The sequence below is a fragment of the Streptomyces sp. NBC_01261 genome (genome assembly GCF_036226385.1).
Lineage (GTDB): Bacteria > Actinomycetota > Actinomycetes > Streptomycetales > Streptomycetaceae > Streptomyces.
Genome location: NZ_CP108463.1, coordinates 3,383,930 through 3,405,495 on the forward strand (window position 1 = coordinate 3,383,930; position 21,566 = coordinate 3,405,495).

At 69.6% G+C, this 21,566-nt stretch carries 22 protein-coding genes; 4 read left to right on the plus strand and 18 right to left on the minus strand.

Features of this window, described 5'->3' with window-relative positions:
• Positions 1-158 precede the first annotated feature (158 nt).
• The 4 genes from OG226_RS14475 to OG226_RS14490 form a co-directional block, all read right to left on the minus strand.
• Positions 159-368, minus strand: a complete 210-nt coding sequence (locus OG226_RS14475; RefSeq protein WP_329349177.1) for a DUF397 domain-containing protein — start codon at positions 366-368, stop codon at positions 159-161.
• Positions 350-1,192 (minus strand): helix-turn-helix domain-containing protein, encoded by an 843-nt coding sequence (locus OG226_RS14480; RefSeq protein WP_329349178.1) that lies wholly within the window; start codon positions 1,190-1,192, stop codon positions 350-352. Before OG226_RS14480 ends, OG226_RS14475 begins: the two co-directional genes overlap by 19 nt.
• Before the next feature lie 484 nt (positions 1,193-1,676).
• Complete coding sequence (locus OG226_RS14485) at positions 1,677-3,005, minus strand: class I SAM-dependent RNA methyltransferase (RefSeq protein ID WP_329349179.1); 1,329 nt, start codon at positions 3,003-3,005, stop codon at positions 1,677-1,679.
• A gap of 143 nt (positions 3,006-3,148) precedes the next feature.
• Positions 3,149-5,200 carry an APC family permease gene (locus OG226_RS14490; protein ID WP_328677738.1) on the minus strand — a complete coding sequence of 684 codons (2,052 nt, stop codon included), beginning with the start codon at positions 5,198-5,200 and terminating at the stop codon, positions 3,149-3,151.
• Between the two features lie 381 nt (positions 5,201-5,581).
• Here OG226_RS14490 and OG226_RS14495 point away from each other — a divergent pair, with 381 nt between their 5' ends.
• The gene (locus tag OG226_RS14495; RefSeq protein ID WP_019061075.1) at positions 5,582-6,253 is read left to right on the plus strand and encodes a potassium channel family protein; all 672 of its coding nucleotides are present in this window, start codon (positions 5,582-5,584) and stop codon (positions 6,251-6,253) included.
• Positions 6,253-6,930, plus strand: coding sequence for a potassium channel family protein (locus tag OG226_RS14500; RefSeq protein ID WP_328677743.1), 678 nt, complete (start codon positions 6,253-6,255; stop codon positions 6,928-6,930). The genes OG226_RS14495 and OG226_RS14500 overlap by 1 nt, the downstream gene beginning before the upstream one ends.
• A 71-nt stretch (positions 6,931-7,001) precedes the next feature.
• On the opposite strand, the gene OG226_RS14505 is transcribed toward OG226_RS14500, so the two are convergent.
• The 8 genes from OG226_RS14505 to OG226_RS14540 all read right to left on the minus strand — a co-directional run bounded on the left by OG226_RS14505 (position 7,002) and on the right by OG226_RS14540 (position 14,819).
• Positions 7,002-7,781, minus strand: a complete 780-nt coding sequence (locus tag OG226_RS14505; protein ID WP_328677745.1) for a DUF3159 domain-containing protein — start codon at positions 7,779-7,781, stop codon at positions 7,002-7,004.
• A gap of 3 nt (positions 7,782-7,784) precedes the next feature.
• On the minus strand, positions 7,785-8,183 hold the full coding sequence (locus OG226_RS14510) for an OB-fold nucleic acid binding domain-containing protein (RefSeq protein ID WP_200678990.1): 399 nt from the start codon (positions 8,181-8,183) through the stop codon (positions 7,785-7,787).
• A 45-nt stretch (positions 8,184-8,228) separates the two neighbouring features.
• Positions 8,229-8,912, minus strand: coding sequence for a response regulator (locus tag OG226_RS14515; RefSeq protein ID WP_329349180.1), 684 nt, complete (start codon positions 8,910-8,912; stop codon positions 8,229-8,231).
• Positions 8,909-11,461, minus strand: coding sequence for a sensor histidine kinase KdpD (locus OG226_RS14520; RefSeq protein WP_328677753.1), 2,553 nt, complete (start codon positions 11,459-11,461; stop codon positions 8,909-8,911). The genes OG226_RS14515 and OG226_RS14520 overlap by 4 nt, the downstream gene beginning before the upstream one ends.
• Before the next feature lie 161 nt (positions 11,462-11,622).
• Complete coding sequence (locus OG226_RS14525; RefSeq protein ID WP_329349181.1) at positions 11,623-12,798, minus strand: alginate lyase family protein; 1,176 nt, start codon at positions 12,796-12,798, stop codon at positions 11,623-11,625.
• A 158-nt stretch (positions 12,799-12,956) separates the two neighbouring features.
• Positions 12,957-13,712, minus strand: a complete 756-nt coding sequence (locus OG226_RS14530; protein WP_328677755.1) for a DUF3710 domain-containing protein — start codon at positions 13,710-13,712, stop codon at positions 12,957-12,959.
• 1 nt (position 13,713) lies between these two features.
• The gene (gene dut / locus OG226_RS14535) at positions 13,714-14,238 is read right to left on the minus strand and encodes a dUTP diphosphatase (RefSeq protein WP_328677756.1); all 525 of its coding nucleotides are present in this window, start codon (positions 14,236-14,238) and stop codon (positions 13,714-13,716) included.
• Positions 14,235-14,819, minus strand: a complete 585-nt coding sequence (locus tag OG226_RS14540) for a PaaI family thioesterase (protein WP_329349182.1) — start codon at positions 14,817-14,819, stop codon at positions 14,235-14,237. The genes dut and OG226_RS14540 overlap by 4 nt, the downstream gene beginning before the upstream one ends.
• Before the next feature lie 58 nt (positions 14,820-14,877).
• On the opposite strand from OG226_RS14540, the gene OG226_RS14545 reads away from it, so the two are divergent.
• Positions 14,878-15,342 (plus strand): DUF3093 domain-containing protein, encoded by a 465-nt coding sequence (locus OG226_RS14545; RefSeq protein WP_033283956.1) that lies wholly within the window; start codon positions 14,878-14,880, stop codon positions 15,340-15,342.
• A gap of 7 nt (positions 15,343-15,349) precedes the next feature.
• Here OG226_RS14545 and OG226_RS14550 read toward each other — a convergent pair whose 3' ends face one another.
• The 4 genes from OG226_RS14550 to OG226_RS14565 form a co-directional block, all read right to left on the minus strand.
• Positions 15,350-16,267 (minus strand): hypothetical protein, encoded by a 918-nt coding sequence (locus tag OG226_RS14550; RefSeq protein WP_328677762.1) that lies wholly within the window; start codon positions 16,265-16,267, stop codon positions 15,350-15,352.
• Between the two features lie 13 nt (positions 16,268-16,280).
• Positions 16,281-16,577 carry a DUF4193 domain-containing protein gene (locus OG226_RS14555; RefSeq protein WP_005481602.1) on the minus strand — a complete coding sequence of 99 codons (297 nt, stop codon included), beginning with the start codon at positions 16,575-16,577 and terminating at the stop codon, positions 16,281-16,283.
• A 395-nt stretch (positions 16,578-16,972) separates the two neighbouring features.
• Positions 16,973-18,223, minus strand: a complete 1,251-nt coding sequence (locus OG226_RS14560; RefSeq protein ID WP_329349183.1) for a sensor histidine kinase — start codon at positions 18,221-18,223, stop codon at positions 16,973-16,975.
• Positions 18,224-18,229: 6 nt separating this feature from the next.
• Positions 18,230-18,883: a response regulator transcription factor gene (locus OG226_RS14565; protein WP_019061062.1), complete on the minus strand. Its 654-nt coding sequence runs from the start codon at positions 18,881-18,883 to the stop codon at positions 18,230-18,232.
• 416 nt (positions 18,884-19,299) lie between these two features.
• Between OG226_RS14565 and OG226_RS14570 the strand changes: the two genes are divergently transcribed.
• The gene (locus OG226_RS14570; protein WP_019061061.1) at positions 19,300-19,473 is read left to right on the plus strand and encodes a hypothetical protein; all 174 of its coding nucleotides are present in this window, start codon (positions 19,300-19,302) and stop codon (positions 19,471-19,473) included.
• Between the two features lie 89 nt (positions 19,474-19,562).
• Here the strand turns inward: OG226_RS14570 and OG226_RS14575 are convergent, their stop codons facing one another.
• Together OG226_RS14575 and OG226_RS14580 are read right to left on the minus strand one after the other, a co-directional pair.
• Complete coding sequence (locus tag OG226_RS14575; RefSeq protein WP_328677954.1) at positions 19,563-20,378, minus strand: inositol monophosphatase family protein; 816 nt, start codon at positions 20,376-20,378, stop codon at positions 19,563-19,565.
• 8 nt (positions 20,379-20,386) lie between these two features.
• Positions 20,387-21,514 (minus strand): ferrochelatase, encoded by a 1,128-nt coding sequence (locus OG226_RS14580; protein WP_329349184.1) that lies wholly within the window; start codon positions 21,512-21,514, stop codon positions 20,387-20,389.
• Positions 21,515-21,566: the final 52 nt, after the last annotated feature.

Sequence of the window (21,566 nt, forward strand, 5' to 3'; positions counted from 1 at the left end):
ACCCGAGACCGGCCATTGGGGTCCACGGACCACTTCAGCGCTGAAGCGCCATCAGCCGGACGGCACCGACCTGGCCTGCGTCCCTCAACAGCAGATGGAGCAGGGCAAGGCGATGACCCCACGATCGGAGCAGATCGTGGGGCCGTCGCCTTGCCTGATCAGTCGCTCAACTGCCCGTTCCCGATTGCCGAAACGAAGGAGTTCCACCCGCCGGCAGGGAACACAAGCACCGGCCCGTGGGGAACCTTGCTGTCCCGTACCGGGACGACAGCGGCGAAGTCGTCAGAGACCTCGACGCAGGCGCCACCGTCCGAGTTGCTGTATGAGCTCTTTCGCCAGTTTATGACGCTCAGGTCGATGGATCGCACGGCACTTCCTCCAACATGCGCAGGACGAACTTCCGCGACTCGGCCGGGGACAGCGCCAGGTCACGAACTGCATCGTAGGCACCTTGCAGCTTCTCGACCGCCGCACCGTCTTCGATCAGGTCGCCGCGGTGCGCATTCTCCGTGTATGCCACCGTACGTCCCTGCGGCATACACAGGAACCACAGGTCAGTGCTATCAAGCCCGTAGGGGCCAGCACTGAACGGCAGCACATGAACGGCAACGTTCGGGCGTTCAGCCATCTCAGCCAGGTGCTCCAACTGCCCGCGCCACTCACGGGAGTTCAGCAATGCCGTGCGTAGGACCGCCTCAGAAAGAATGGTCCGGAACCGGGGCGCACCCTCCCCCTCCAACAACTCCCGCCGCCCCATCCGGGCATCGACCTGCTGCTCAAGTTCCTTACCCTCAAGCCCGCCCGCCGCCAGCATCTCCCGTGCATACCCCGGCGTCTGCAACAACCCCGGCAGCACGCTCACCGCGAAGTGCCACAAGCTCACCGCCTCCGCCTCCAGCGCCATGTACCGCCGGTACCGCTCGCGGAACTGCGTATGGTCCCCAGCCGCCAGCTCCCACAACGCCAGCAACAGCCCCGGCGTCCCGTAGTGCGTGTCCAACGCCTGGACGACCTCCGGGCTGCCGAGCGTCTCGCCGTTCTCCATCTTGCCGAACAACGACCAGTCCCAGCCGAGCCGTTCACCAAGCGCCCGCAGGCTCAGCCCGCTCGCTTCGCGCAGCCTCCGCAACTCCTCGGCGAACCGCTGGCGGGGTTCCTGGCTGCGGTCGGTGATGACGCGCCGTTGCGGCATACCACTCCCTCCGGGACACGCACGTGAGCGATGTGGAACCACCTCCGCGCGCCGGGGAACCACCACCCCGTCCGCAACCCGGCCGCCCACCTCCGGCCGCATTCTCGTAACGGCCGGACTACGCAGCGTAATTCACCCAGAACAGCCAGGTCACGCGATCAGCGAAACCGCATCACTGTCCGAACGCGTCGGCCAGCTCGCCTCGGTAGGGCGGGCCGCACAACCACAGACAGCGCCCCGCAGAGGCCCGCTTCCGGCCGACAGGTCGATCTCCGCGTGAGCGGAGGCGTTCCGCACGTGCGGCCGAGCGCAACCACTTGGCTTCACGAAGCCCTCAGCGGTGCTCCACGACCGAGCTGCACATCTGACCGCTCACCTGCGACACAGCGCGCCTGACACCCCATCAGGACGAGCGTCATTTCAGCGTCGAGATACCGCCCGCAACACCCACACCGCACATAACACGCACGTACAAAACCGCAGGTCAGGACGGCTTCGCCACCGGCTCCAGAATCGCCACGCACTCCACATGATGAGTCATCGGAAACAGATCGAACGCCCGCAACGTCCGCACCCGATACCCCCCATCCCGGAAATAGGCGATGTCCCGAGCCAACGCCGCCGGATCGCAAGCCACATAAGCGATCTTCCGTGCCCCGAGGGACGACAGGTGCTCCACGGTCTTCTTGCCGGCCCCCGCCCGCGGCGGATCCAGCACGATCAGATCGACCTCACTGATCCCCGTCCGCGGAAGCACACTCTCGACCTTGCCCTGCTCGATCCGCACCCGTTCGAACCCGGCGAGGTTGTGCCGCGCGTCCTCGACCGCGCGCTTGCCCGACTCGATGCCGAGGACCGCGCCCTTGTCGCCGAGGCGGTCGGCCAGCGCGCCGGCGAAGAGGCCGACGCCGCAGTACAGGTCGAGGGCCATGTCGCCCTTGCGCGGCAGCAGACCCTGCATGACCGCCTTGACGAGGGTGTCCGCGGCCATCGGGTGGACCTGCCAGAAGCCGCCGCTGCCGACGCGGTACGTACGGCCGTCGGCCCGCTCGCGGACGAACGCGCGGCCGTGCACGCGGTGGATGCCGCCGTCGTGCTCCTCGACGCGCATGACGGAGACGGGGCGTTCGAGCTCGACCAGGGGCAGCCGTGCGCCGGGGCGGGGCTCCAGGATGACCATGCAGTCCTGGGAGCCCGTCGCCGCGATCGCCTCGACCGACGCCATGCCGGACCAGTCGCGCTCCTCGATGCCCAGCTCGCTGACGCCCAGCGCCGCGATCATGCAGTGCTCGACCGGCTCGACCTCGTGCGAACGGTGCTTGCGCAGACCGGCGTTGCCGTCGACGTCCACCGCGTACTGGACGCGCGTGCGCCACCGCGGCACCTGGCCCGCGGGCAGCTTGTCGCCCTCGGCCGGCATCACCGTGCCGTCCCAGCCGGCCTCCTCGGGCGTGAGCCCCGCGAGCCGCTGCAACTGCTCGGTGATGACCTCGCCCTTGAGCCGGCGCTGGGCGCCGGGCTTGGCGTGCTGCCAGTCGCAGCCCCCGCAGCGGCCGGGCCCGGCGTACGGACAGGGTGCCTCAACCCGGTCCTTGGACTCGTCCAGGATCGTCACCGCGTCGGCACGCAGGAACCGCGCACCCTCCTCGCCGTCGGTGACCCGCGCGACGACACGCTCACCGGGCAGCGCGTGCCGGACGAACAGCACCTGCCCCTCGGACGTACGGGCGATGCAGTGCCCGCCATGGGCGACGGGGCCCACCTCGACCTCGTACTCCTCCCCCACCAGCGATTTCTTCGGTTCTGCCTGCATGGCGGGGTGACTCCAAATGCGAAAGGGGGCGAGCGAAAGGACGTACACAGGGGAACGGCCGGACAACAGCCCACCAGTCTACGTGGGCCCCGCCCGACCGCTCACCACAAAGCCGTCCCGGCCGGAGCCCGGCTAGAGCCCGGCTAGAGCTTGGACTTCGGGGACTCGGTGTGCCGCTCCTCCGCGGGGCCTCGCCGCACCGCCCCCGGCGCACTCCACTCCTGCCGCTTCCGCGCCCGGTTCTTCGCCGCCTCGGAGGACTCCAGCTGGTACGGCACCGACGTCACCATCACGCCCGGCGTGAACAGCAGCCGGCCCTTGAGCCGCAGCGCGCTCTGGTTGTGGAGGAGGTGTTCGTACCAGTGGCCGACCACGTACTCGGGGATGATCACGGACACCGCGTCGCGCGGCGACTCCTTCCGCAACCCCTTCACGTACTCGATGATCGGCCGCGTGATCTCCCGGTACGGCGAGTCCAGCACCTTCAGCGGTACGTCGATCCCGCGCCGCTCCCACTCCTCGCGCAGCGCCCTGGTCTCCGCCGGGTCGACGTTGACGCTGAGCGCCTCCAGGGTGTCCGAGCGCATCAACTTGGCGTAGGCGAGGGCCCGTAGAGCCGGGCGGTGGATCTTGGAGATCAGGACGACCGAGTGCACGCGGGACGGGCGGAGGCTGTCGTCGCTCGGGCCCTCGGGGGCCGCGATCTCCTCGGCGACCCGGTCGTAGTGCTTACGGATCGCGGTCATCGTGGCGTAGAAGATGCACATGCCGAGCAGCGCCACCCAGGCGCCGTGGGTGAACTTCGTGACCAGGACGACGACCAGCACCAGGCCGGTGAAGAACGCGCCGAAGGTGTTGATGGCCCGGGAGCGGACCATGTGCCGGCGCTTGTTCTGGTCCTTCTCGGTGGCCAGGTGGCGGTTCCAGTGCCGGACCATGCCGGTCTGGCTGAGGGTGAAGGAGACGAAGACGCCGACGATGTACAGCTGGATCAGCCGGGTCGAGTCGGCGCCGTAGATCGCCAGCAGCAGCGCGGCCGTGCCGGCGAGCAGCACGATGCCGTTCGAGAAGGCCAGGCGGTCGCCCCGGGTGTGCAGCTGGCGCGGCAGGTAGCGGTCCTGGGCGAGGATCGAGCCGAGCAGCGGGAAGCCGTTGTACGCCGTGTTGGCGGCCAGGAACAGGACCAGCGCGGTGGCCGCGGCGAGCACGACGAACAGGAAGCTGCCCTTGCCGAACACGGCCTCGGCGACCTGGGAGATCACCGGGTTCTGGACGTAGCCGGAGCCGATCGCGACGCCGTTGTGGAGCAGGTCGGTGCCCGGGTTCTCGGCCATGCGGACCTTGGTCGTCATGGCCAGCGCGATGATCCCGCAGAACATCGTGACGGCCAGGATGCCCATCGCCGCGAGCGTGGTCGCCGCGTTCTTCGACTTGGGCTTGCGGAAGGCCGGGACGCCGTTGGAGATCGCCTCGACACCGGTGAGCGCGGCGCAGCCGGAGGAGAAGGCGCGCAGGAGCAGGAAGACCAGGGCGAAGCCCGCCAGGCCCTGGTGTTCGGCCCTGATGTGGTAGGCGGCGGTCGGCGCGCGCATGGTGTCGCCGAGGACCAGGCCGCGGAAGGCGCCCCACGCGATCATGATGAAGACGCCCGCGACGAAGACGTACGTCGGGATCGCGAACAGCGAGCCGGACTCCTTCACGCCGCGCAGGTTCATCAGCGTGAGCAGCACCACGACGGCGACCGCGCACAGCACCTTGTGCTCGACCACGAAGGGGACCGCGGAGCCGAGGTTCTCGATGCCGGAGGCGATCGAGACGGCGACGGTGAGGACGTAGTCGACGAGCAGGGCGCTGGCGACGGTGAGGCCGGCCTTGGGGCCGAGGTTGGTGGTGGCCACCTCGTAGTCGCCGCCGCCGCTGGGGTAGGCATGCACGTTCTGCCGGTAGGAGGCGACCACGGTGAACATCAGCACCACGACCGCGACCGCGATCCACGGGCTGAAGTGGTACGCCGACACGCCCGCGATGGAGAGGACCAGCAGCACCTCGCCCGGCGCGTACGCCACGGAGGACAGCGGGTCGGAAGCGAAGACGGGGAGTGCGATGCGCTTCGGCAGGAGCGTTTCGCCCAACCGGTCGCTGCGCAGTGCGCGCCCGATGAGGATGCGCTTGGGCACGTCGGTCAGTTTGGACACAACAGAGGATCGTAGGCCTTCGAACAGGCGATCCTCTACTCGCCACCGGCTTGACCCGGTCTTGACCCCCGTCATCTGCCTCGCGAGTGGAACGAGGGACGAGTGGAGTCGCGGATTCCGTCAAGATCGCCGACTCCGTGTCTGTATGACAAAACCCCGCTCCCCACCGCCTCCTGGAGGTTCCATGCCCGCGACCGCAGAGCTGATCGGCGCCCTGGCCGCCCTCGTCGGCCGCGGAATCCTCACCCTGGCCGGCGTGCGCAGCATCGGCCGCCGCTGACGCACAGGGGTGCCCCCAAAGGACCGGACGTGTGTACTTTGGCCTCGGTCTGAGACCCTGATGGGGCTGAGCATTGATTTCAGGACACCGGAAGGACGGTCGTGCACATCGTCATCATGGGCTGCGGCAGAGTGGGTTCCGCTCTCGCCCAGACCCTGGAGCAACAGGGGCACACGGTCGCCGTGATCGACCAGGACCCCACCGCCTTCCGTCGGCTGGGCCCCGGATTCGGCGGCCGCCGGGTCACCGGGGTCGGCTTCGACCAGGACACCCTGCGCGAGGCCGGCATCGAGGAGGCGGGCGCGTTCGCGGCCGTCTCCAGCGGTGACAACTCGAACATCATCTCGGCGCGCGTGGCCCGCGAGATGTTCGGCGTGGAGAACGTCGCGGCCCGTATCTACGACCCCCGCCGCGCCGAGGTCTACCAGCGCCTGGGCATCCCCACCGTGGCCACGGTCCGCTGGACCGCCGACCAGATGCTGCGCCGGCTGCTGCCCTCGGGCGCGGAGCCGCTGTGGCGGGACCCCACCGGCGGGGTGCAGCTCGCCGAGGTGCACGCCTCGGCCGCCTGGGTCGGCCAGCGGATCAGCAAGCTGCAGGAGGAGACGGGCGTCCGCGTGGCGTTCCTCACCCGTCTCGGCGAGGCGATGCTGCCCTCTTCGCAGACCGTGTTGCAGGAGGGCGACCTCGTGCACGTGATGATGCGTACGGACGAGATCGACAAGGTCGAGGCGGCGTTCGCCAAGGGTCCCGAAGAGGAGGGCGGTCACTGATGAGGGTCGCCATTGCCGGAGCCGGCGCGGTCGGTCGTTCGATCGCCGGAGAGCTCCTGGAGAACGGTCACGAGATCCTTCTCATCGACAAGGCCCCGACCGCGATCTCGGTCGAGCGGGTCCCCCAGGCGGAGTGGCTGCTGGCCGACGCCTGCGAGATCACGTCCCTGGACGAGGCGGCGTTGCAGCGCTGCAATGTCGTGATCGCCGCGACCGGCGACGACAAGGTCAACCTCGTCGTCTCCCTCCTCGCGAAGACGGAGTACGGCGTCCCCCGCGTCGTCGCCCGCGTCAACAACCCCAAGAACGAATGGCTCTTCAACGAGTCCTGGGGCGTCGACGTGGCCGTCTCCACCCCGCGTCTGATGTCGGCCCTGGTCGAGGAGGCGGTGTCGGTCGGCGACCTCGTCCGCCTGCTCCGCTTCAGCCACGGCGACGCCAACCTCGTCGAGCTGACCCTCCCCGAGGAGTCCGCCCTCGCGGGCACCCAGGTCGGCGACGTGGAGTGGCCCGAGGACACGACCCTGGTGGCGATCATCCGCGGCACCCGCGTCCTGACCCCGTCCCGCGAGGACTCCCTGGAGGCGGGCGACGAGCTGCTGTTCGTGGCGGCTCAGGCGCGCGAGGAGCAGTTGGAGGACCTGTTGTCGGTGCGCCGGGAGGACGCGGCGAGCTGATCCGTCTTGGGTCTACGACGAGGAGGGGCGCCCTGAGATCTCAGGGCGCCCCTCCTCGTCGTAGCCAGAAACTATGCGTCGCGACGGTGCCGTCCCGACGTGGCGTCCTGTGCCTCGCCCGCGGACTCGGCGGCGGCCTTGCGGTCCTTCTCGGCCTGCTCCTCCGCCTCCATCTCCGCGAACACGTCGATCGGCGCGGGCGCCTTCGCGAGGAAGACCCAGGTCAGCCAGACGGCGAGCAGGAACGGCGGGATCTTCAACGCGACCAGGACCCAGCCGAGTTGGGCGGTGTTGGCCCACCAGTAGAGCGGGAAGAGGATCGCGCACTTGGCGAGCAGGATCAGGCCCCAGGCCCAACTGGCCTTCGCGTAGGCCTTCTTGCGGCCGGGGTTGCGGGTCCGCCAGGAGAGGTTCTCCTTGAAGACCGGGCCCAGGATCAGGCCGATCAGCGGGACGCCGGCGAGGGTCGTGATGATGTACGCGAGGGCGAGCCCCAGCGTGTAGAGCATGCCCGGCAGATAGAAGTTCTTGGCGTTGCCCGTCATCATCGCGAAGACGACACCGAAGGCGACGCCGAAGACTCCGCTGAAGGCGTGCTTGACGGTGTCCCGCATCACCAGCCGGACCACGACCAGGGCCAGCGCGACGGCCAGTGCGGCGATCGCCGACCAGTGCAGGTTCTTGTTGACGGTGAAGATGCTGACGAAGAGCAGGCCCGGCAGGACCGTTTCGATCATGCCGCGCAGTCCGCCGAACGCCTCGAAGAGGGCTGCCTCGGTCACCGCCCGGACATCCTGCTCGCTGTCGTCGGCGTCCACGGTGTCCGCGGTCGGCTTGTCGAGCGACGTCACCGGCTACTCCCGTCCGAGGGGTCTCAGTTCGTATTTCGGGTTGAAGAGCACCCGGCGGCCTCTGCTCATCGAGATCCGGCCGGACGCGATCAGCTTGCGCCCCGGTTCTATCCCCACGATGGAGCGCCTGCCGAGCCACACCACGTCCAGGGCGGCCGAACCGTCGAACAGCTCGGCCTCCAGGGCCGGAACTCCCGCCCGGGGGCGCAGCGTGACCGTGCGCAAGGTACCAGTAACCGTCACGATCTGTCGGTCGTGGCAGTCGCCGATCCGGACACAGCCCTCTGTCTCGGCGTCCTCACGCAGCTCCTCCGACTCCAGGTCCTCCTGCGAGGTGGAGAGCCGGTCGAGCATGCGCCGGAACCGTCCGGCCGGCTTTTCGGAACGAGGGACAGCGCTCATATCTGAAGCGTACCGGGGTCCACTGACAGCAACGTACCCACGGCCTCAGCGCTCGAACCGGTAGCCCATACCGGGCTCCGTGATGAAGTGCTTGGGGTGCGCGGGGTCCGTCTCCAGCTTGCGCCGCAGCTGTGCCATGTACACGCGCAGGTAGTTCGTCTCGGTCCCGTACGACGGCCCCCACACCTCCTGGAGCAGCTGCTTCTGGCTGACCAGCCGCCCGGTGTTGCGCACGAGCACCTCCAGCAGATGCCACTCCGTGGGGGTGAGCCGTACGTCCCGCCCGTCCCGGTGGACCTTCTTGGCGGCCAGGTCGACGGTGAACTCCTCGGTCTCGACCAGGACGTCGTCCTCGCCGCCCCCGGTGGGCTCGGCCCGGCGCACGGCGGCCCGCAGCCGGGCCAGCAGTTCGTCCATGCCGAAGGGCTTGGTGACGTAGTCGTCGGCGCCCGCGTCCAGCGCCTCGACCTTCTCGTCGGAGGAGTGCCGTGCGGACAGCACGAGGATCGGCACCCGGGTCCAGCCGCGCAGTCCCCGGATCACCTCGACGCCGTCCATGTCGGGCAGCCCCAGGTCGAGGACGACCACGTCCGGGTGGCGGGAGGCGGCGAGGTCGAGGGCGGTCTTGCCGTCGGCGGCGGCGTCGACCTCGTACTTCCGCGCCTTGAGGTTGATCACGAGGGCCCGCACGATCTGCGGCTCATCCTCGACCACGAGGACCCTGGTCATGAGGCCTGCCTTTCCGGTTGTACGTCAAACACGTCATGCGCGTCCTCTACGACGCCGTCCGCCGCGCGGAGCGTGAGCACCATGGTGAGGCCGCCGCCGGGGGTGTCCTCGGCGTTCAGGGTGCCGTTCATGGCCTCGGTGAAGCCGCGCGCCACGGCGAGCCCGAGTCCGACTCCGGCGCCGCGCGGTGCGTCGCCGTAGCGCTGGAAGGGCTCGAAGATGCGGTCCTTGGCCTGGTCCGGGACTCCGGGGCCCCGGTCGACCACCCGTACCTCGACGCGGTCGGCGATGGCGCTGGCGGACACCAGGACGGTTTCGCCGGACGGGCTGTACTTGACCGCGTTCTCGACCAGGTTGGCCACCGCGCGCTCCAGGAGCCCGGGGTCGACGGCCACCATGGGCAGCGTCTCCGGGATGTCGAGTTCGGCGCTGCCTTCGGGGACCCCGCCCAGCGCCATCGGCACCACCTCGTCGAGGTCGATCTCGCGGATGATCGGCGTGACCGTGCCGGTCTGGAGGCGGGACATGTCGAGCAGGTTGCCCACGAGGTGGTCGAGCCGGTCGGCGCCGTCCTCGATGCCCTCCAGCAGCTCGGCCTGGTCCTCCTCGGACCACGCCACGTCGTCGGAGCGCAGACTCGACACGGCCGCCTTGATGCCGGCGAGGGGCGTCCGCAGATCGTGGCTCACGGCCGCCAGGAGGGCCGTACGGATGCGATTGCCCTCGGCGAGCGCACGGGCCTGGTCGGCCTCCTCGCGCAGGCGCCTGCGGTCGAGTACGACGGCCGCCTGCGCGGCGAAGGCGGCGAGCACCCGGCGGTCGGAGGCGGGCAACACGCGGCCGGTCAGCGCGAGGGCCATGTGGTCGCCGACCGGCATGTCCACATCGCCGTCCTCGGGCCGCTCCAGCGGCGCGCCCACGCCCACGCGTCCGGCGCAGGTCCAGGGGTCCACGTCGCTCTTGCGCTCCAGCAGGGCCACGGACTCCATGCCGAAGGTCTCCCGGACGCGCTCCAAGAGGGCCTCCAGGCTGGTCTCGCCGCGCAGCACGCTGCCCGCGAGGAAGGACAGGATCTCCGACTCGGCACGCAGTCTGGCGGCCTGCTGGGTGCGTCGCGCCGCGAGGTCCACCACGGAGGCCACGGACACGGCGACGCCGACGAAGATCGCGATGGCGACGATGTTCTTGGGGTCGGCGATCGTCATCCGGTGCAGCGGGGGCGTGTAGTAGTAGTTCAGCAGGAACGATCCGACGGCCGCCGAGACCAGCGCCGGTGCCAGCCCGCCGAGCAGCGCCGCCGCGACCGTCAGCGACAGGAACAGCAGCATGTCGTTGGCGAGCCCGAGGTGGACGGCGTTGAGCAGGAACGCGAGCCCCACCGGGCCCACCACCCCGACCAGCCACCCCGAGACGATCCGCGCCCGCCCGAGCCGCGCGCCCCGGGACACGGGCAGCCCGCGCCCCCTGGCGACCTCCTCGTGGGTGACGATGTGGACGTCGAGATCGGGCCCCGACTCGCGGGCGACCGTGGCCCCCACCCCCGGCCCGAAGACGTACTGCCAGGTCTTGCGGCGCGAGGAGCCGAGGACGATCTGCGTGGCGTTCACCCCGCGCGCGAAGTCGAGCAGCGCGGCCGGGATGTCGTCGCCGACGACGTGGTGGAAGGTGCCGCCGAGGTCCTCGGCGAGGGTGCGCTGGAGGGCGAGTTCCTTCGGGGAGGCCGAGGTCAGCCCGTCGCTGCGGGAGATGTAGACGGCCAGCACCTCGCCGCCGGCCCCCTTCTCGGCGAGCCGCGCGGCCCGCCGTATCAGCGTCCGCCCTTCGGGGCCGCCGGTCAGTCCTACGACGATCCGCTCGCGGGAACCCCAGATCGCCGAGACCTGGTGCTCGCTGCGGTACTCCTGGAGGTACTCGTCGACCCGGTCGGCCACCCACAGCAGGGCCAACTCCCGCAGGGCGGTGAGGTTTCCGGGCCGGAAGTAGTTCGAGAGGGCCGCGTCGACCTTGTCGGGCTTGTAGATGTTGCCGTGCGCCATCCGGCGGCGCAGCGCCTGGGGCGACATGTCGACGAGTTCGATCTGGTCGGCCCGGCGGACGACCTCGTCCGGCACGGTCTCCTGCTGCCGGACCCCGGTGATCGACTCGACGACATCGCCGAGTGACTCCAGGTGCTGGATGTTGACGGTCGACACGACGTCGATGCCGGCCGCGAGGAGTTCCTCGATGTCCTGCCAGCGCTTGGTGTTGCGGGAGCCGGGGATATTGGTGTGGGCGAGTTCGTCCACCAGGGCGACGGCCGGAGCCCGGCGCAGCACCGCGTCGACGTCCATCTCGGTGAAGACGGTCTCCCGGTAGGCCAGCTCCACGCGCGGGACCTGCTCCAGGCCGTGCAGCATCACCTCGGTGCGGGCCCTCCCGTGGTGCTCCACGAAGGCGACCACGCAGTCCGTGCCCCGCTCCACCCTGCGGTGGGCCTCGGACAGCATGGCGTACGTCTTGCCGACGCCCGGTGCCGCACCGAGGTAGATCCGAAGCTTGCCGCGTCCCATGGCCCCATTGTCTTCCCGTCACAGCTCTGTACGCAGCGTCGACTTTACGGCCAATAAGTCCGACAAATAGGGTGGCGAGCGCGGTGGGGGACGTCTTTGACGCATCTCTGATGCCCGTACGGCACCGTACGGGCATCAGGGTCCGGCGAGGTTCGGGATGTTCAGTTGGGGTTGTCGCCGTGGGTCAGGGTCTCCCAGGCCACGAAGAGGTTGTTGCTGCCTGCCGGGCGGTTGTTGAGGGTGAGTGTCTGGGTGTTGGCCATCGCGATGCCCAGGCGGTTGTGCAGGGCGTTGTAGCCGACCTCGGTGACCGGCCCGAGCCCCAGGGTCAGCGACCCGCCGCACAGCCAGCTGGGCACGGCCGTGCCCAGCTGGTACTTGGCCTGGAACCCGAGCGCCTGCCGCAGCCGCTCCCCCACGTCGGTGCCGTAGAGGTCGGTGCCCTGGATCCGGCTGGTCTCGGCGACGTGCGAGATCGACGAGAGGCCGTACCCGGTGTGCGTGAAGTCGCGGCACGTCTCCTGGGTGAGCCCGGTGACGAAGGTCGACTGGCCCTGCCAGTAACTGACGATCTTCGCCGTGGTGTTGAGGTTCTGGCTCGGCACGGTCTTCGGTACGGAACCGTCCGAGGCGAGGTAGATGTACGCGGCCGTCCGCGTCCGGAAGATCGCCATGGCCTTGTCGTACGACGTCCTGTCCTCCAGGAAGACGGAGATGCCGACGGCGGCGTCCATCATCGTCAGCTCCCAGTTCCCGTTGGAATTGGAGCCGTTGATGATCTCGGGCAGGTACACGTTGCGCAACATGGTCGCGAAGCGGGCCGAGTTGGCCCACGTCCCGGTGTACGTGTACTTGATGATCTCGGCGGCCTTGGGCCAGGAGGAGCCGGCCCAGCCGGTCTGCAGGGGCGCGTTGCTGTTGGTGTGGCTGGTGATCGTGGCCGACCAGGCGTCCATGATCTCGATGGCCTTCTGGGCGTAGCGCGCGTCCTTGGTGATGTACCAGGCGAGCGCGTCGGTGTAGGCCGCGATCGCGTCCTCGCGCTCGTCGGTGCAGCCGTAGTTGGGGTTGGAGTACGAGCCGCACTCGACGACGGCTCTCGGCTTCGGGGTGCGACTCAGGCTGGCGTAGGAGCTGGCCATCATCTGGTCGTAGGCGCCCTTCCAGGGCTGGGCGCCGGCGAGGACCTCGGTGCGGGCGAAGTCCAGCTGGCTCCTGGAGACGTCGACTCCGGGGTGGACGAAGGTGGCGGGGGCGGCCTGGGCGGTGGTGCCGGGCTGGGCGAAGAAGCCCAGGACCAGGGCGGTGACGACGGAGAGCAGGGCAGCGCGGCGCACGGTGACTCCGTTCTCGTATGTGAACACAGAGCACCCTCATGAACTTGGGCGTTGAGCCGAGACCATAGGTACGGACCAATGAGCCGTCAAGAGTGCGCGCACGACGAAGGGCCGTACCCCGAGGAGGGGTACGACCCTTTCGTGTCTGTCTGTTCCGGCTAGCGGACCTCGGTGATCTCCGGTCCGCGCTGCAGCTGCCCCATGCCGCCGGAGAAGCGGGAACCCGCCTCCTCCTGCTGGACGCCCTCGGGAACCATCTGCGCGTCGTTCGGCAGCTTCAGGACGATCGGGTCGCGGGGCGCCATCGGGCCCTCGCCACGCACGACGACCGTGTCCCGGAAGATCTGTTCGAGCAGCCCGGCGGCCTGCGGCTGCACCGCGCCCTGCCCGGAGATCACCCCGCGCAGGAACCAGCGCGAACCGTCCACACCGACGAACCGCACCACCTGGAAACCGCCCGTGCCGTCCGGCAGCTGCACCGGAACCTGCGCGCGCAGCTCCCAGCCCAGCGGGCCCTCGACCTCGTCGACGATGCCGCCCTGCTGGGTGATACCGCTGGCGATCTCCTCGCGGACCTCACCCCAGATGCCCTCGCGCTTGGGAGCGGCGAAGGCCTGCAACTGGATGGCACTGTCCTTGAGGACCACGGTGGCGGCGACGATCGCGTCACCCGCGACCTCGACCCGCAGCTCCATGCCGTCGACTCCCGGCACGAACAGACCGCCCAGGTCCACCCGGCCCTCGGCGGGGTCGCCGATCTCCGAGTCGTCCCAGGGTCCGTCGGGGCGGGGCTCCGGTTCGAGCTTCACGCGCTCGACCGATCCGTCCGCCTCAGTGTCGACGTCGTCGACGACCTGCTCGGCCTCGCTCGCCGCGTCCTCGGCGGCAGTGCCCTTCTTGCGACGTCCGAACACGTCACTGTCCTTCCCGGTCGGATACGACCGAAGCGTATCGATTCCCACCCGTGGTGCCGCCCACGGCGGCGTGACCGCCGGTGGACCCGAAGCCCCCCTCGGCCCGCGCCGATTCGGGAAGCTCCGCGACCTCCTGGAAGCGGACCCTCTCGACCTGCTGGACGACAAGCTGGGCGATCCGGTCGAAGCGCTCGAACCGAACCGACTCGTACGGGTCGAGATTCACCACGATCACCTTGATCTCCCCACGGTACCCGGCATCAACCGTCCCCGGGGCATTCACCAGGGCAACACCGCAGCGGGCGGCGAGCCCCGAACGAGGGTGTACGAAGGCCGCGTACCCCTCCGGGAGAGCGATAGACACCCCCGTGGGCAGTACGGCCCGTTCACCCGGCTTCAGTTCCCGGCTCTCGGTGGTCCGCAGATCGGCTCCCGCGTCACCGGGATGCCCGTACGACGGAAGCGGTACGTCCGGGTCGACGCGGCGGATCGACACGGCGAGCTCTTGACGGGGTTCACGGCTCACGGGTTCACCTCGAAGGCACGGGTACGCCGGACCTGGTCCGGGTCGTCCATGGCGGCCCGGATCTCCTGCGGGCGGCCGTTGTCGATGAAGTGGTCGACCTTCACCTCGACGAAGAGGGCGTCGGCGCGCACCGCGACGGGCCCGTCGGGGCCGCCGATGCGTCCGGTGGCGGTCGAGTAGATCTTCCGGCCGGCCACGGCCGTCACCTCGGCCTCCAGGTACAGCACGGTGTCCACGGGCACCGGCCGGACGAAGTCGGTCTCCAGGCGGCCGGTCACCGCGATCGTCCGCAGCAGCCAGTTCAGCGAGCCGAGGGTCTCGTCCAGCGCGCTGGCGAGCACTCCGCCGTGCGCGAGGCCCGGGGCACCCTGGTGGGCGGCCCGCACGGTGAACTCGGCGGTGATGGTGACGCCCTCACCGGCCCGCGCCTCCAGGTGCAGCCCGTGCGGCTGGTCGCCGCCACATCCGAAACACTGTTCGTAGTGCGCACCGAGCAGCTCGCCCGGCGCGGGCGCGTCAGGGTGCCGCACCGGTTTCACGGCGTCGGACGGAGGCTCAAGAGCTGGGGAAGTACCACTCACAGGCGCAGACCTTACCCGCGCGTCGGTAGGTTCCGGACACCGTGCCAAGCTTGGCTCCATGCAGCTTTCCGCCTCCCCCTACGACGAGCGCCTCACCGCCCCCCGTTCGTGGTGGTTCATCTCGTTCCTGGTCGGCGTCTCCTTCGCCCTGATCCTGCTGCCCTTCGGCACCCTGCCGCTGCTCGGCGGCCTGGTCGGCGGCACCGCGGTCGCCTCCGTGATGGCCAGTTCCTACGGCTCGCTCCGCATCCGGATCGTGGGCGACCAGCTGATCGCCGGCGAGGCGAAGATCCCGGTGACGGCCCTGGGCGAGGCGGAGATCCTGGACCCGGAGGAGGCCCGCGCCTGGCGCACCTACAAGGCCGACACCCGCGCCTTCCTGCTGCTGCGCTCGTACATCCCGAGGGCACTGCGCGTCGAGGTCACCGACCCGGACGACCCGACGCCGTACCTGTACCTGTCGACCCGCGAGCCGGAGCGGCTGGCGGAGGCCCTGAAGACGGCCCGCGCGGCAGCCGTCTAGGGCCTTCTCAGCGACCGAGTTCCTTCGGGATCTCACCCATCCGGAGCGGGTCCGGCGGGGCCTCCAGGGGCGGCAGTTCGGGCAGCGCGTCCCACGGGACCTGGGCCTTGCGCAGGTCCTTGCGGATGCGCTCGGCGAGTTTCCTGGTGTCCCGGCGGTTCATGACCGCTCCGACGGCGGCGCCGACCATGAAGGGCATCAGGTTCGGCAGGTCCCGGACCATGCGTTTCATGATCTGCTGGCGCAGCTCGCGCTTCATGTGACCGTTCAGCGCGGCGCTCATGGTCGACGGCTTCGTCACGTCGATACCGCGCTCCCCGGACCAGGAGTTCAGATACGTGGTGCTGCGCTGCCGGAGGTCGCCGGGCGGACGGGCGCCGTAGACCTCGTAGAGCTCGGCGATCAGCTTCAGTTCGATCGCGGCGACGCCGGTGATCTCGGCGGCCAGTTCGGTGGGCATCGCGGGCGGCACCGGCAGCATCGCCGCGGCACCGATGCCGGCGCCGACCGTCGATGTCGCGTTGGCGGCGCCCGCCACCAGTTTGTCGGCGAGCTGTTCGGGGCCGAGGCCCGGGAACTGCCGCCGAAGCGCCTGAAGGTCCCGCACGGGGATCCGCGGGGCTATGTCGATGATCCGGTCGGCGAGGTACGCCAGACCGGCCCTGGCCCGGCTGCCGCCCTTGCGGACGCCTTCCCTGGCCTTGTCCCGGATCACCGCCGCCCGTCGTTTGGCGACGGGGGCGGCTGCGGGAACATCCGTCGGAACCGGGAGGTCAGCCCGGTCGGCCGCCGGTTCGAGCGAGGCTGATCCAGGTTCGGATGAGCCCCGCTCGTCGTCACGCGCGCCATGAGGACCGTCCGTCGGCCCTTCGTCCGCTCCCGACCTGCGGGAGCGGCGCTTCCAGGGTGGGGTCGAGCCAGTCACGGCCGACCCCTCCTCAGTCGCAGTCGCGGCAGATCGGCTGGCCGTTCTTCTCGCGGGCCAGCTGGCTGCGGTGGTGCACCAGGAAGCAGCTCATGCAAGTGAACTCGTCCTGCTGCTTGGGCAGCACCCGGACGGCCAGCTCTTCGTTCGAGAGGTCCGCTCCGGGCAGCTCAAGGCCCTCGGCGGCCTCGAATTCGTCGACGTCCACTGCGGAAGTCGACTTGTCGTTCCTACGCGCCTTGAGTTCTTCAAGGCTGTCCGAGTCGACGTCGTCGTCGGTCTTGCGTGGGGTGTCGTAATCCGTTGCCATGTCGCGCTCTCCCCCTCTGGGTGTCTGCGGTGTCTCCAGCGCACGTAACGCGTGAGAGGCCGGACTTGTGCCCGACCTGAGGCGGAGATTTTGCCTCACATCAAGGTCTGTTACTCAATCGACACCCAACCGGACCCCTCAAGAGTGATCGGCTTGGATGGCGAAGGGGACCGTACACGGTCCTCGTGCCGCTCTTCAAAGGCACCTCATCGTGTACTTCCCGTGATCAAGACCCCCGAAAACCCGGATTTTCCCGGCTTTCCGACAGGGTGCATGATCACGGAGAGTAGATGGCCTGAAAATCGCGCTTGTGATCGATCACACACGAGGTTGCCGGAGAAGCGGCCAGAAAATTCCGCGCAAAGCGAACATCCTCGTGTGTCGGCGACATGATCTCAGATGGGCAGGGTGACTCGCATCACGAGTCCACCCCCCTCACGCGGCAGGGCCGAGATATGGCCGCCGTGCGCCCGCGCCACGGACCGCGCGATCGACAGCCCGAGGCCCACACCCTTGTCGCTGCCCGTCCGCTCCGTACGCAGCCGCCTGAAGGGCTCGAAGAGGTTGTCGATCTCGTACGCCGGGACCACCGGACCCGTGTTCGAGACTATGAGCACCGCCTGGCCGTGCTGGACCTCGGTGGTGACCTCGACCCAGCCGTCCTCCGGCACGTTGTAGCGCACCGCGTTCTGCACCAGGTTCAGGGCGATCCGCTCCAGCAGGACGCCGTTGCCCTGGACGACCGCGGGTTTCTGTTCGCCGCGGATCACCACACCCTTGGCGGCCGCCTCGCCGTTCACCTGGTCGACGGCCTGCTCGGCGACCTCGGCGAGGTCCACGGGCTTGCGCTCGACGATCTGGTTGTCGCTGCGGGCGAGCAGCAGCAGACCCTCGACGAGCTGCTCGCTGCGCTCGTTGGTGGCGAGCAGCGTCTTGCCCAGCTGTTGCAGCTCCATGGGGGCGCCTGGATCGGAAAGGTGCACTTCCAGGAGCGTGCGGTTGATCGCCAGGGGAGTGCGCAACTCGTGCGACGCGTTCCCCACGAAGCGCTGCTGGGCGGTGAAGGCCCGCTGCAGCCGCTCCAGCATCTCGTCGAAGGTGTCCGCGAGCTCCTTCAGCTCGTCGTCCGGGCCGTCCAGCTCGATCCGGCGGGACAGGTCCGAGCCGGCCACCGCGCGGGCGGTGCGGGTGATCCGGCCGAGCGGGGACAGCACCCGGCCCGCCATCGCGTACCCGAACGCGAAGGCGATGATCGCGAGGCCGAGCAGGGCCAGGAGCGAGCGGCTGAGGAGGTTGTCCAGGGCGCCCTGGCGCTGGTGGTCGATGCACTCGCTGATCGCGGCGTTGAACGCGCCCAGCGAGATGTTGCTCGCGTTGTTCACCGCGGGGCAGCTGTCGCTGGTGACCTTGATCGAATCACCGTCGATGATCTTGAACAGAGGTGCGTTACCTGTGTTCACAGCCTGCGCGGCGAGCAGGTAGATGATCGACAGCAGCAGGATGCCGGCGATCAGGAACATGCCGCCGTACAGCAGCGTGAGCCTTATGCGGATGGTGGGTCGCAGCCAGGGGAACGGTGGTTCGGGCCTTCTGGGGTCCCACGTGGGCTTCGGGGGCGCCTGGGGAGGCGCGGGAGTCGTCGCCACAGTGGATCAGATCCGGTAACCGGAGCCGGGGACGGTGACGATGACCGGGGGCTCACCGAGCTTGCGGCGCAGGGTCATCACGGTGACGCGCACGACGTTCGTGAACGGGTCCGTGTTCTCGTCCCAGGCCTTCTCCAGGAGCTGCTCCGCGGAGACGACGGCGCCCTCGCTGCGCAGCAGCACCTCCAGGACGGCGAACTCCTTGGGCGCGAGCTGGACTTCCTTGCCGTCGCGGAACACCTCTCGGCGGTTCGGGTCGAGCTTGATGCCGGCGCGCTCCAGGACGGGCGGCAGCGGCACGCTCGTACGACGTCCGAGGGCACGCACGCGTGCCGTCAGCTCGCTGAACGCGAAGGGCTTGGGCAGATAGTCGTCGGCGCCGATCTCCAGGCCCTCGACACGGTCGCTGACGTCGCCGGACGCGGTGAGCATCAGGACGCGCGTGGCCATGCCGAGCTCGACGATCTTGCGGCAGACGTCGTCGCCGTGCACGAGCGGGAGGTCCCGGTCGAGGACGACCACGTCGTAGTCGTTGACGCCGATGCGCTCCAGGGCGGCCGCGCCGTCGTACACGACGTCGACGGCCATGGCCTCCCGGCGCAGTCCGGTGGCCACCGCATCGGCGAGCAGCTGCTCGTCCTCGACGACGAGTACGCGCACGTCGCTTGTCCTTCCTCTGTCCACCCGCGTAGCGCGCCTCGGCGCACGCGGGCAGGGTCTTCGTGGCTGTGTGACCTCCATCCTGCCCTTTTCGGCCATAAGTCGGCTGTAAGGCGGCCGGGCGCGAGATGAAGGTCGGGTGTGAGGCCCGGGAATGCGGGATTTTCTCGGTGGGTTGAGGTTTCCACGGAAGAGAGCGGGGGGAGGACGGCTTTACACCCCGCGATCACGCTCTGCATGTGGCAAGCCACCTTGTGGTACGTCCAACCGCTTCCGCAGAGCGGGCGTGGGTGTCCGGCACCGTCGCCGCCCAGCCAGGGCAGCGCTGGGCACCCCATACCGCAGACGTGATCGCCCCTTCCGAACGGCACACCCCCGTGCCAAACGACCCACGACCCAGGACGAGGGGGCGCAGCATGGACGCATTCACCGCAGGACTTCTGCAGCGCATAAGGGCGACCGAGACCGACCTGACGCGGGCTCGTGACGAGGGCGACGACTTCCTCGTCGAGGTGGAACAGGCCGAGCTCGACGACCTGCGCCGCCTCGCCGCCGACCACGGTGTGGAGGTCGGCGCGACGAGCGTCTGATCAGTGCGAACAGCAGAAAAGCAGGCCCCTGGCGAATCCAGCGCCGGGGGCCTGCTGCTTTTCACTTGCCTCGCCCGGTTCCGTGAGCGTCAGTCGTGCCACGCCCCGAAGTCCTCCAACAGCCGCTGGAGGGGCTCGAAGACGCCCGGGGTGCCCGCGATCGCCAGATCGCGTGCGGGGCGCTCTCCGGGGCGTCCACCGGTCAGGGCGCCCGCCTCGCGGGCGATCAGGTCACCCGCGGCGAGGTCCCACGGGTTCAACCCCCGCTCGTAGTAACCGTCCAGGCGCCCCGCGGCCACGTCGCACAGGTCGACCGCCGCCGAACCGCCCCGCCGGATGTCACGCAGCAACGGGATCAACTTCTGCGCCACGTCGGCCTGGTGGGCTCGGACCTCGGTGACGTAGTTGAAGCCGGTCGAGACCAACGCCTGCTCCAGGGGTGCCGCCGGGCGGCAGGCGAGCCTGCGTTCGCCCTCCCACGCGCCCGTGGCCCACGCCCCGCCGCCGAGCACCGCGTGGAACGTCTCGCCGCGCATCGGGACCGCGACGACCCCGGCGACGGTCTCACCGTCCAGCTCGGCGGCGATGGAGACGGACCAAGTGGGCAGTCCGTACAGGTAGTTGACCGTGCCGTCGAGCGGGTCGATGACCCAGCGGACGCCGCTGGTGCCCGTGACGGAGGCTCCCTCCTCGCCCAGGAAGCCGTCGTCGGGGCGCTGTTCGGAGATCAGGTCGGTGATCAGCTTCTCGGCCGCGATGTCCATCTCGGTGACGACGTCGATCGGGCTGGACTTCGTGGCGGCGACCGCGAGGTCGGCCGGGCGGCCGTCCCGCAGCAGGGCGCCGGCCTTGTAGGCGGCTTCCTGGGCGAGTGCGAGCAGTTCCTGGTGCAGGGGGTCGGTCACGGCGCTCCTCAGGCGTAGGGGCTGTCGGCGCCCGCGGCGGCGGGGCGGGGGGCGCGGGCCGGGCAGCAGCCCACCGGGCAGACGTTGTGGCCGGCGCCGAGCGCACCCAGGGCGCAGGGCGTGACCTGGTGCCCGCTCTCTACGGCGGCGCGCTCCAGGACCAGCTCGCGGATCGCGGCGGCGAAGCGCGGGTCGGCGCCCACGGTGGCCGACCGGCGGACGGGCAGGCCCAGTTCGGCGGCCTTGGCCGTGGCCTCCGTGTCGAGGTCGTAGAGGACCTCCATGTGGTCGGAGACGAAGCCGATGGGTGCCATGACGACCGCGGGGACGCCGGCCGCGTGGCGCTCCTCCAGGTGGTCGCAGATGTCGGGCTCCAGCCACGGGATCTGCGGGGCGCCGGAGCGGGACTGGTAGACGAGCTGCCAGGGGTGGTCGACGCCGGTGCGCTCGCGGACGGCGTCGGCGACCAGCCGGGCCACGTCCAGGTGCTCCTCGACGTACGCCCCGCCGTCCCCGTGGTCCTCGACCGGGCCGGAGCCGTCGGCCGCGGCGGTCGGGATGGAGTGGGTCGAGAAGGCGAGGTGCGCGCCGTCCCGGACGTCCTCGGGGAGGTCGGCGAGGGACTCGACCACCCCGTCGATCATCGGCTCCAGGAAGCCGGGGTGGTTGAAGTAGTGGCGCAGCTTGTCGACCTTCGGGAGGTCGAGGCCCTCGGCCTCAAGGGCGGCCAGGGATTCCGCGAGGTTCTCCCGGTACTGGCGGCAGCCCGAGTACGAGGCGTAGGCGCTGGTGGCGAGGACCAGGATGCGGCGGCGGCCGTCGGTGACCATCTCGCGCAGGGTGTCCGTGAGGTACGGGGCCCAGTTGCGGTTGCCCCAGTAGACCGGCAGGTCCAGGCCGTGGTCCGCGAAGTCCTTGCGGAGGGCGTCCAGGAGGGCGCGGTTCTGGTCGTTGATCGGGCTGACCCCGCCGAACAGGAAGTAGTGCTGCCCCACTTCCTTGAGGCGTTCCTTGGGGATGCCGCGCCCACGCGTCACGTTCTCCAGGAACGGAACCACGTCGTCCGGGCCTTCGGGGCCGCCGAACGAGAGCAGGAGGAGGGCGTCGTAGGGGCTGGCATCGAGCACGTCTGGCATGCCTCCGATCCTGCCACCCGTCACTGACAGCCGGGAAACGGCGGGGTGCCGG

Coding starts and splice junctions, on each gene's coding strand:
- OG226_RS14580 (WP_329349184.1), bottom strand. CDS start 21,514: ATGCCAGACGTGCTCGATGCCAGCCCCTACGACGCCCTCCTCCTGCTC.
- OG226_RS14480 (WP_329349178.1), bottom strand. CDS start 1,192: ATGCCGCAACGGCGCGTCATCACCGACCGCAGCCAGGAACCCCGCCAG.
- OG226_RS14545 (WP_033283956.1), top strand. CDS start 14,878: ATGCAGCTTTCCGCCTCCCCCTACGACGAGCGCCTCACCGCCCCCCGT.
- OG226_RS14555 (WP_005481602.1), bottom strand. CDS start 16,577: ATGGCAACGGATTACGACACCCCACGCAAGACCGACGACGACGTCGAC.
- OG226_RS14515 (WP_329349180.1), bottom strand. CDS start 8,912: ATGACCAGGGTCCTCGTGGTCGAGGATGAGCCGCAGATCGTGCGGGCC.
- OG226_RS14520 (WP_328677753.1), bottom strand. CDS start 11,461: ATGGGACGCGGCAAGCTTCGGATCTACCTCGGTGCGGCACCGGGCGTC.
- OG226_RS14510 (WP_200678990.1), bottom strand. CDS start 8,183: ATGAGCGCTGTCCCTCGTTCCGAAAAGCCGGCCGGACGGTTCCGGCGC.
- OG226_RS14500 (WP_328677743.1), top strand. CDS start 6,253: ATGAGGGTCGCCATTGCCGGAGCCGGCGCGGTCGGTCGTTCGATCGCC.
- OG226_RS14570 (WP_019061061.1), top strand. CDS start 19,300: ATGGACGCATTCACCGCAGGACTTCTGCAGCGCATAAGGGCGACCGAG.
- OG226_RS14485 (WP_329349179.1), bottom strand. CDS start 3,005: ATGCAGGCAGAACCGAAGAAATCGCTGGTGGGGGAGGAGTACGAGGTC.